Consider the following 7,252-nt stretch of genomic DNA (forward strand, 5'->3'; position numbering starts at 1 on the left):
TTGAAAAACAATTACAAAAAAGCATGTGGCGAGTTAAAAGAAATTGCTGAGTTAATTAAAAACGGTAAAAAGGCAGAAATTGAACCATTACAATTAAAATCAGACTTTAGAAATGCATTTTCTCGCGAAAAATTCAGCGAAATGATTGTTAGGGCAAAAAATTATATTAAAGAAGGGGATATTTTTCAGGTTGTCTTATCCAATAGGATTGAAGCTGACATCGAAGGAAGTTTATTTGACACATATAGGGTTTTAAGAACTACAAATCCTTCCCCATATATGTTTTACTTTTCAAGTGATGACATTGAGATAGCTGGTGCATCTCCTGAAACTCTTGTTAAGGTAACTGATAATAAACTATATACTTTTCCTCTTGCTGGAACGAGGCCTCGAGGTAAAACTCCTCAGGAAGATTTACAACTTGAACAAGAGCTTTTAAGTGACGAAAAGGAATTGGCTGAGCATAATATGCTTGTTGATTTGGGTCGAAATGACATCGGAAGGATTGCAGAAATAGGATCAGTATCTGTCGATAAATACATGTCGATTGAAAGGTTTTCTCATGTAATGCATATTGGTTCTACCGTCAGTGGAATACTTAGAGACGATTTGGACTCTTTAGTTGCTCTTGATTCGATTTTGCCTGCAGGAACCTTGTCTGGGGCTCCAAAAATCAGGGCGTGTGAAATCATCAATGAACTTGAAAATAATAAGCGCGGAATATATGGTGGGGCTATAGGATATGTCGATTTAAGCGGAAATCTGGATACCTGCATTTCCATCAGGATAGCTTTCAAGCGAAATAATAAGGTATTCATACGTTCCGGCGCAGGCATTGTTGCAGACAGTGTGCCCGATAATGAGTTTGATGAATGCATGAATAAGGCCGCAGCCGTAATAAATGCTTTAAAAATAGCAGATGGGGGATTAGAATGATTCTTTTAATAGACAATTATGACAGTTTTTCATATAATTTATATCAGCTGATCGGTGAGATAAACTCAGATATCCGGGTTTCAAGAAATGATAAGATTTCTTTGGATGAAATCAAGTATCTAAATCCTGAAGCCATCATTTTATCTCCGGGGCCGGGCAAACCTGAAAATGCGGGAATCTGTATTGATCTTGTCCGTGAATTTAAGGGAAAAATCCCAATCCTCGGAGTATGTCTGGGCCATCAGTCAATTTGCGCCGCTTTCGGCGGAGATATTTCATATGCGCGAAGGTTAATGCATGGCAAATCATCCGTCATCTCCCTGAATGACGACTTGATTTTTAAGGGACTGGGTAATGAGATAACCGTTGGGCGTTATCATTCTTTGAGCCTGGTTGAATCCACTTTGCCTGAAGAATTGGAAATAATATCAAAAGCCTGTGATGACGGAGAGATTATGGCAGTAAAGCATAAGGATTATAATATTTACGGACTCCAATTCCATCCGGAATCTATTCTGACTCCTGACGGATTGGCAATTTTAAGAAACTTTTTGGAGGGAATTTAAATGATTAGGGAAGCAATTTTAAAGGTATCAAATAAAGAAGATTTAACTTATGAAGAAGCTTATCAGACAATGGATGAAATTATGGGGGGACAGGCCAGTGAAATTCAAATGAGCTCCTATCTGACTGCCATGTCCATGAAAGGAGAAACAATCGATGAAATCACGGCATCTGCCGAAGCGATGAGAAATCATTGCGTAAGGCTGTTGAATGATGTCGAAGCGCTGGAAATTGTTGGAACTGGAGGTGACGGATCCAACACATTCAATATCTCAACAACATCATCTCTTGTAATTTCCGCAGCCGGTGTTCCTGTTTCAAAACACGGCAACCGTTCAGCATCAAGTAAATGCGGTGCCGCTGATGTTTTGGAAGAATTGGGCGTTAACATAAATATTTCTCCTGAAAAAAGCGTTGAATGTTTAAAAGAAAATAATATCTGTTTTTTATTCGCTCAGAACTATCATATTGCAATGAAATATGTTGCAGGAGTAAGAAAAGAGCTTGGAATCAGAACTATTTTTAATATCTTGGGTCCTTTAACAAATCCCGCAGGTGCTACAATGCAGGTTTTAGGTGTTTATGATAAAGAATTAGTAGAACCTCTGGCAAAGGTATTAAATAATCTTGGTGTAAAATCAGCATTGTCCGTTTATGGTGTGGATGGCATGGATGAAATTTCAGTCAGTGATAAAACATGCGTCTGCGAAATCCGGGACGGCAAAACAAAATCCTATGAAATCGACCCGAGTGATTTCGGATTTGAAAAATGCAGCAAGGAAGATTTGGTTGGAGGAGACCCTAAGGATAATGCTCAAATTACATTGGATATTTTGAACGGTCAGAAAGGACCAAAAAGAAACGCTGTCGTTTTAAATTCTGCAGCAGGATTGTATGTTGCAGGAGCTGTTGAATCAATTAAAGAAGGTGTTGAAATTGCCGAAGAGATTATTGATTCAGGCAAGGCATTAAAACAGCTTGAAAAATTCATTGAGTTTACAAATAGTTGATTATTATGTTGGATGAAATCGTTGAAAGAACAAGGCAGAGAATTGATTTGGAAAAATCCATAATCACATTGGATGATTTGAAAAAACAGATTTCCTATATGGAAATCAATGAAGAGTTTCCTTTCAAAAAAGCTTTGCAGGGTGATGACATTTCCATAATTGCTGAAGTAAAAAAGGCATCTCCTTCAAAAGGTTTGATAAGTGAAGATTTCGATTATCTTCAGATTGCTGAAGATTACGAGCAAGCGGGAGCATCTGCAATATCTGTATTGACAGAGCCGTACTTTTTCAAAGGTGATGATGATTATCTAAAGGAAATCGCTCAAAATGTTTCAATTCCCATATTGAGAAAGGATTTTGTCATTGATGAGTATATGATTTATCAGGCCAAGTATCTTGGTGCTTCAGCTGTTTTATTAATTGTAGCTATTCTGGATATCGTTGATTTAAAGAAATATCTGGATTTGGCTCATTCATTGGGTTTGTCCGCAATAGTTGAAGTTCACGATTCGACGGAAATCATGAAGGCGTTAAGTGTAGGTGCTGAAATAATTGGTGTGAATAATCGTGACCTGACAGATTTCACTGTGGACATTGAAAACAGTATCAATCTACGTAGATGTGTCGGTGAAGATATCGTATTTATTTCTGAAAGTGGCATTAAAACAAAGGAAGATGTTGCCAGATTAAAGGAAAATAATGTTGATGCTGTTTTAATAGGCGAAACTTTAATGAAAAGTGATGATAAAAAGGCTATGATTCTGGAGTTGAAAAATGGCTAAAATCAAAATCTGCGGATTAAAAAGATTGGAGGATATTGAAATCGCAAATAAATACAAGCCGGATTATGTAGGTTTTGTGTTTACAGATTCCAAAAGAAAAGTCACTCCTGATTTGGCTTGTCAAATGAAGGAGAATCTTGATTCCTCAATCATTTCCGTTGGTGTTTTTGTGGATGCCGACATTGAAGAAATTTTAAAATTATATGATGAGGGAATAATAGATGTTGCACAGCTGCATGGACGGGAAAGTGAAGATTATATTAATAGATTAAAGCAAAAATCTAACTATCAACTAAAAATTATTAATGCAATAGAAATGTCTGATGATAAAGATTTAAAGGAATATGATGATTCGATTGCTGATTATTTGTTACTTGACAGTGGAAAGGGGAGTGGAAAAACCTTTGACTGGCGTTTGATAAGAAAAGATTTAAAAAAAGAGTTCTTTTTGGCTGGAGGATTAAATGCTCAAAATATTGGTGAAGCTATTGATGAATTCGATCCTTATGCTGTTGATTTGAGCAGCAGCCTTGAAACTGATGGTTATAAAGATGAAGATAAAGTAAAAGAGGTCATGGAGGCAATAAATGACTAAAGGAAGATATGGTGAATATGGTGGTCAGTATATATCAGAAACGTTAATGAACGAATTGATCTATTTGGAGCAACAGTACAACTATTATATGAATGACCCGGATTTTGTCAATGAATTAAATACATTATTAAAGGAATATGCCGGAAGGCCATCCTTATTGTACTATGCAAAGAGAATGACGCAGGATTTGGGTGGAGCAAAGATATACCTTAAAAGAGAGGATTTAAATCACACCGGCGCCCATAAAATCAACAATGTTCTGGGACAGGTTTTGCTTGCTAAAAAAATGGGTAAAACTCGAGTGATTGCCGAAACTGGTGCAGGCCAGCATGGTGTGGCAACTGCAACGGCAGCAGCACTTCTTGATATTGAATGTGAAGTGTTTATGGGTGAAGTCGATACGAAAAGACAGGCTCTTAATGTATATCGTATGGAATTGCTTGGAGCAAAAGTTCACACTGTAAAATCAGGAACTAAAACACTTAAGGATGCTGTAAACGATGCGTTCAGGGATTGGATAGCTAACGTTGACAGTACAAATTATGTAATCGGTTCAACTATGGGTCCTCATCCATTTCCTCAAATGGTAAGGGATTTTCAGGCAGTAATCAGTGCTGAAGCCCGCCAGCAGATACTTGAAAAAGAAGGGAAATTGCCAACAGCAGTATTGGCCTGTGTTGGTGGTGGAAGCAATGCGATGGGTGCATTTTATAACTTTATCGATGATGAAGATGTTCAGTTGATAGGCTGTGAAGCTGGAGGAAAAGGTATTGACACTCCATATAATGCGGCCGCTTTGACTAATGGTAAAATCGGAATATTTCATGGAATGAAATCAATATTCAATCAGGGTGAATGCGGCCAGATTGCTCCGGTTTATTCAATATCTGCAGGCCTTGACTATCCTGGGGTCGGACCGGAACACGCTTATCTGAGAGATTCCGGAAGAGCCCAATACGTTGCAGTCACTGATGAGGAAGCGGTTGATGCATTTGAATACCTCTCAAGAATGGAAGGGATTATTCCGGCTATTGAAAGTTCTCATGCCGTTGCCCATGCGGTTAAAATAGCTCCTGAAATGAATGAGGATGATATCATAATTGTCTGTCTGTCTGGAAGAGGAGACAAAGATGTTAAATCTATCGCTGAATACAGGGGGATTGAATTAAATGAGTAGAATAGCTAATGCATTTAAAGATGACACTGCATTTATCGGATTTTTGACAGCAGGCGACCCGACACTTGAAAAAACTGTCGAATATATTTTGGCAATGGATGAAGCGGGCTGTGATTTGGTTGAAATCGGAATTCCGTTTTCAGATCCTATGGCTGAAGGCGTTGTAATTCAGGATGCTAATGTAAGGGCATTGAAACATAACACAACTACCGATGACGTATTTGAAATTGTCAGACAGGTTCGCCAAAAGACCGATGTGCCATTGGTATTTTTAACATATATTAATCCGGTATTCTTCTATGGTTATGAAGAGTTCTTTAAAAAGTGCAGGGAATATGGTATTGATGGTATAATCACTCCTGATGTGCCTTATGAGGAAAAGGGTGAGATTGCAGATATTGCAGCTCAAAACGATGTTGATGTAATTTCATTAATAGCTCCGACTTCAAAGGAAAGAATTCAAATGATTGCATCTAATGCAACTGGTTTCATTTACGTTGTATCCTCATTGGGAGTCACTGGAATGAGATCTGAGATAAAAACAGATTTGAATGCAATAATCGCAGACATTCGCGATGCATGTGATTTGCCTGTAGCCGTCGGTTTTGGAATCAACACTCCACAGCAGGCATCTGAAATATCTAAAATTGCCGATGGAGTAATTGTCGGAAGTGCTATTGTAAAAATCATTGAAGAGCATGGTGAAAATGCAACTGAAGCATTAAAGGATTATGTTTCTAGCATGAAAAACGCTTGCAGATAAATTTGGAGGTTTTTACCTCTTTTTTCTTATTTTTTGTCTAATGAAAATATTTATTATATAGGATTGACATAATATTTAATATTATTAAAGATTTTTTATTTAATAAAATTTAGAGGATTATTTATGTTTAAAGCTGAATTAAGTGATTCTAGTATTTTAAAAACCAGTTTCGATGCTATTTCCTCAATCGTTGATGAAGTACAAATCCAAACTGATAGTGAAGGTATGAGATTAGATGCCTTAGACCGCAGTCACATAACTTTTGTTCATTTAGAATTAAAAGCAAGTTTATTTGATGAATATATTTGTGATGTTCCTGAAAAAATCAATATAGACACTGATGAATTCATGAGGGTTCTCAAAAGGGCAAAATCTCAGGATAAAGTTTTAATGTCTGTTGATGAAGGCAATTTCATCATTACTTTTGAAGGTGATGCTACAAGGACATTTAAAATCAGATTAATTGATATTGAGTACGATAATCCTACTCCTCCTCAAATTAATCACCCGACCTCATTTAAAGTTCGTTTCTCTATATTGAAAGATTCAATCAACGATATTGAGATATTTTCAGATAAGATTGCTTTGGAAGTTGATGAAGATTACTTTATAGCATCTGCAGATGGTGAATTTGGTGATGCAAGTATTAAGTATATTCACGGTGAAAATATTAAAGAGCATGAAAAATCTCTATTTTCATTGGATAAGATTAGAGAAATGCTTAAAGCAGATAAATTTTCAGAGGAAGCTGAAATTAGTTTAGGTACTGACATGCCGTTAAGCTTAACCTTGACTATGGTCACAGGTGACGGTAAACTTAGTTTCTTGCTTGCTCCAAGATTAGAAACAGATGATTAATTTTTCATTTGTTTTTTTCTTATTTTCTTTTTAAAAACCATCAGAGATGATATTAAGTGGATTTATTTCAAACTTTACGTAAAATTCAGAAAAAAGAACGTGACAATGGTACATTAGCCCACGTTGAAGAAACTTTTTATGAAGACATTCATACATATATTAATGAATTGAAGCAATCCGCTATTGACGATCCGTTTTCTGATGTGTATAATACTTTAAATGAGGCTAGAAGAATAGCAACAGAGATTTGTGAAAGGCGTGAGCATAAGATTACCAATGCAGCAGTCCTTAATATGAACCGGTCATATCATCTCTTTACCGGAAAGCAGGAATTTGATCTGGTTGACTCAATGCCTCTTAATTTAACTCCCGAAGAAGAAACCTTTTATTTTTCCTTAATCGATACTTTGAAAAATCATAGAATTAATTTATCTACCAAGGATATTTTAAAACCTCCTAAAACTGGTGAAAATCACTCCAGTAAAAGCGCTGAGAGAAATACTGTGAAGGAAAATGATGCTGGTGAAAATCACTCCAGTAAAAATGTCGAGAGAAAAACTAAGCAGG

9 protein-coding genes are annotated in these 7,252 nt (G+C 36.5%); all 9 read left to right on the forward strand.

What is annotated here, in order from left to right; translation table 11 throughout:
- On the forward strand, positions 1 to 936 hold a 936-nt coding region (locus ACKI2W_RS03740; protein WP_407379371.1), incomplete at its 5' end, for an anthranilate synthase component I family protein.
- The gene (locus tag ACKI2W_RS03745; protein WP_407379373.1) at positions 933 to 1,502 is read left to right on the forward strand and encodes an anthranilate synthase component II; all 570 of its coding nucleotides are present in this window, start codon (positions 933 to 935) and stop codon (positions 1,500 to 1,502) included. The genes ACKI2W_RS03740 and ACKI2W_RS03745, both read left to right, overlap by 4 nt.
- Positions 1,503 to 2,510 carry an anthranilate phosphoribosyltransferase gene (trpD, locus tag ACKI2W_RS03750; protein WP_407379375.1) on the forward strand — a complete coding sequence of 336 codons (1,008 nt, stop codon included), beginning with the start codon at positions 1,503 to 1,505 and terminating at the stop codon, positions 2,508 to 2,510.
- A 5-nt stretch (positions 2,511 to 2,515) separates the two neighbouring features.
- Positions 2,516 to 3,292 carry an indole-3-glycerol phosphate synthase TrpC gene (gene trpC, locus ACKI2W_RS03755; RefSeq protein WP_407379377.1) on the forward strand — a complete coding sequence of 259 codons (777 nt, stop codon included), beginning with the start codon at positions 2,516 to 2,518 and terminating at the stop codon, positions 3,290 to 3,292.
- Complete coding sequence (locus ACKI2W_RS03760) at positions 3,285 to 3,887, forward strand: phosphoribosylanthranilate isomerase (protein ID WP_407379379.1); 603 nt, start codon at positions 3,285 to 3,287, stop codon at positions 3,885 to 3,887. The genes trpC and ACKI2W_RS03760 overlap by 8 nt, the downstream gene beginning before the upstream one ends.
- Positions 3,880 to 5,064: a tryptophan synthase subunit beta gene (gene trpB, locus ACKI2W_RS03765; protein ID WP_407379381.1), complete on the forward strand. Its 1,185-nt coding sequence runs from the start codon at positions 3,880 to 3,882 to the stop codon at positions 5,062 to 5,064. The genes ACKI2W_RS03760 and trpB overlap by 8 nt, the downstream gene beginning before the upstream one ends.
- Complete coding sequence (gene trpA, locus ACKI2W_RS03770; RefSeq protein WP_407379383.1) at positions 5,057 to 5,827, forward strand: tryptophan synthase subunit alpha; 771 nt, start codon at positions 5,057 to 5,059, stop codon at positions 5,825 to 5,827. The genes trpB and trpA overlap by 8 nt, the downstream gene beginning before the upstream one ends.
- A 123-nt stretch (positions 5,828 to 5,950) precedes the next feature.
- A complete protein-coding gene (gene pcn, locus ACKI2W_RS03775) occupies positions 5,951 to 6,685 on the forward strand; it encodes a proliferating cell nuclear antigen (pcna) (RefSeq protein ID WP_407379385.1) in 735 nt (244 codons plus the stop codon).
- Between the two features lie 56 nt (positions 6,686 to 6,741).
- A partial coding sequence (locus ACKI2W_RS03780; RefSeq protein ID WP_407379387.1) for a hypothetical protein occupies positions 6,742 to 7,252 on the forward strand: 511 nt, incomplete at its 3' end.

The sequence above is a fragment of the Methanobrevibacter sp. genome, assembly GCF_045603845.1.
In the GTDB taxonomy this organism is placed as follows: Archaea; Methanobacteriota; Methanobacteria; order Methanobacteriales; family Methanobacteriaceae; genus Methanocatella.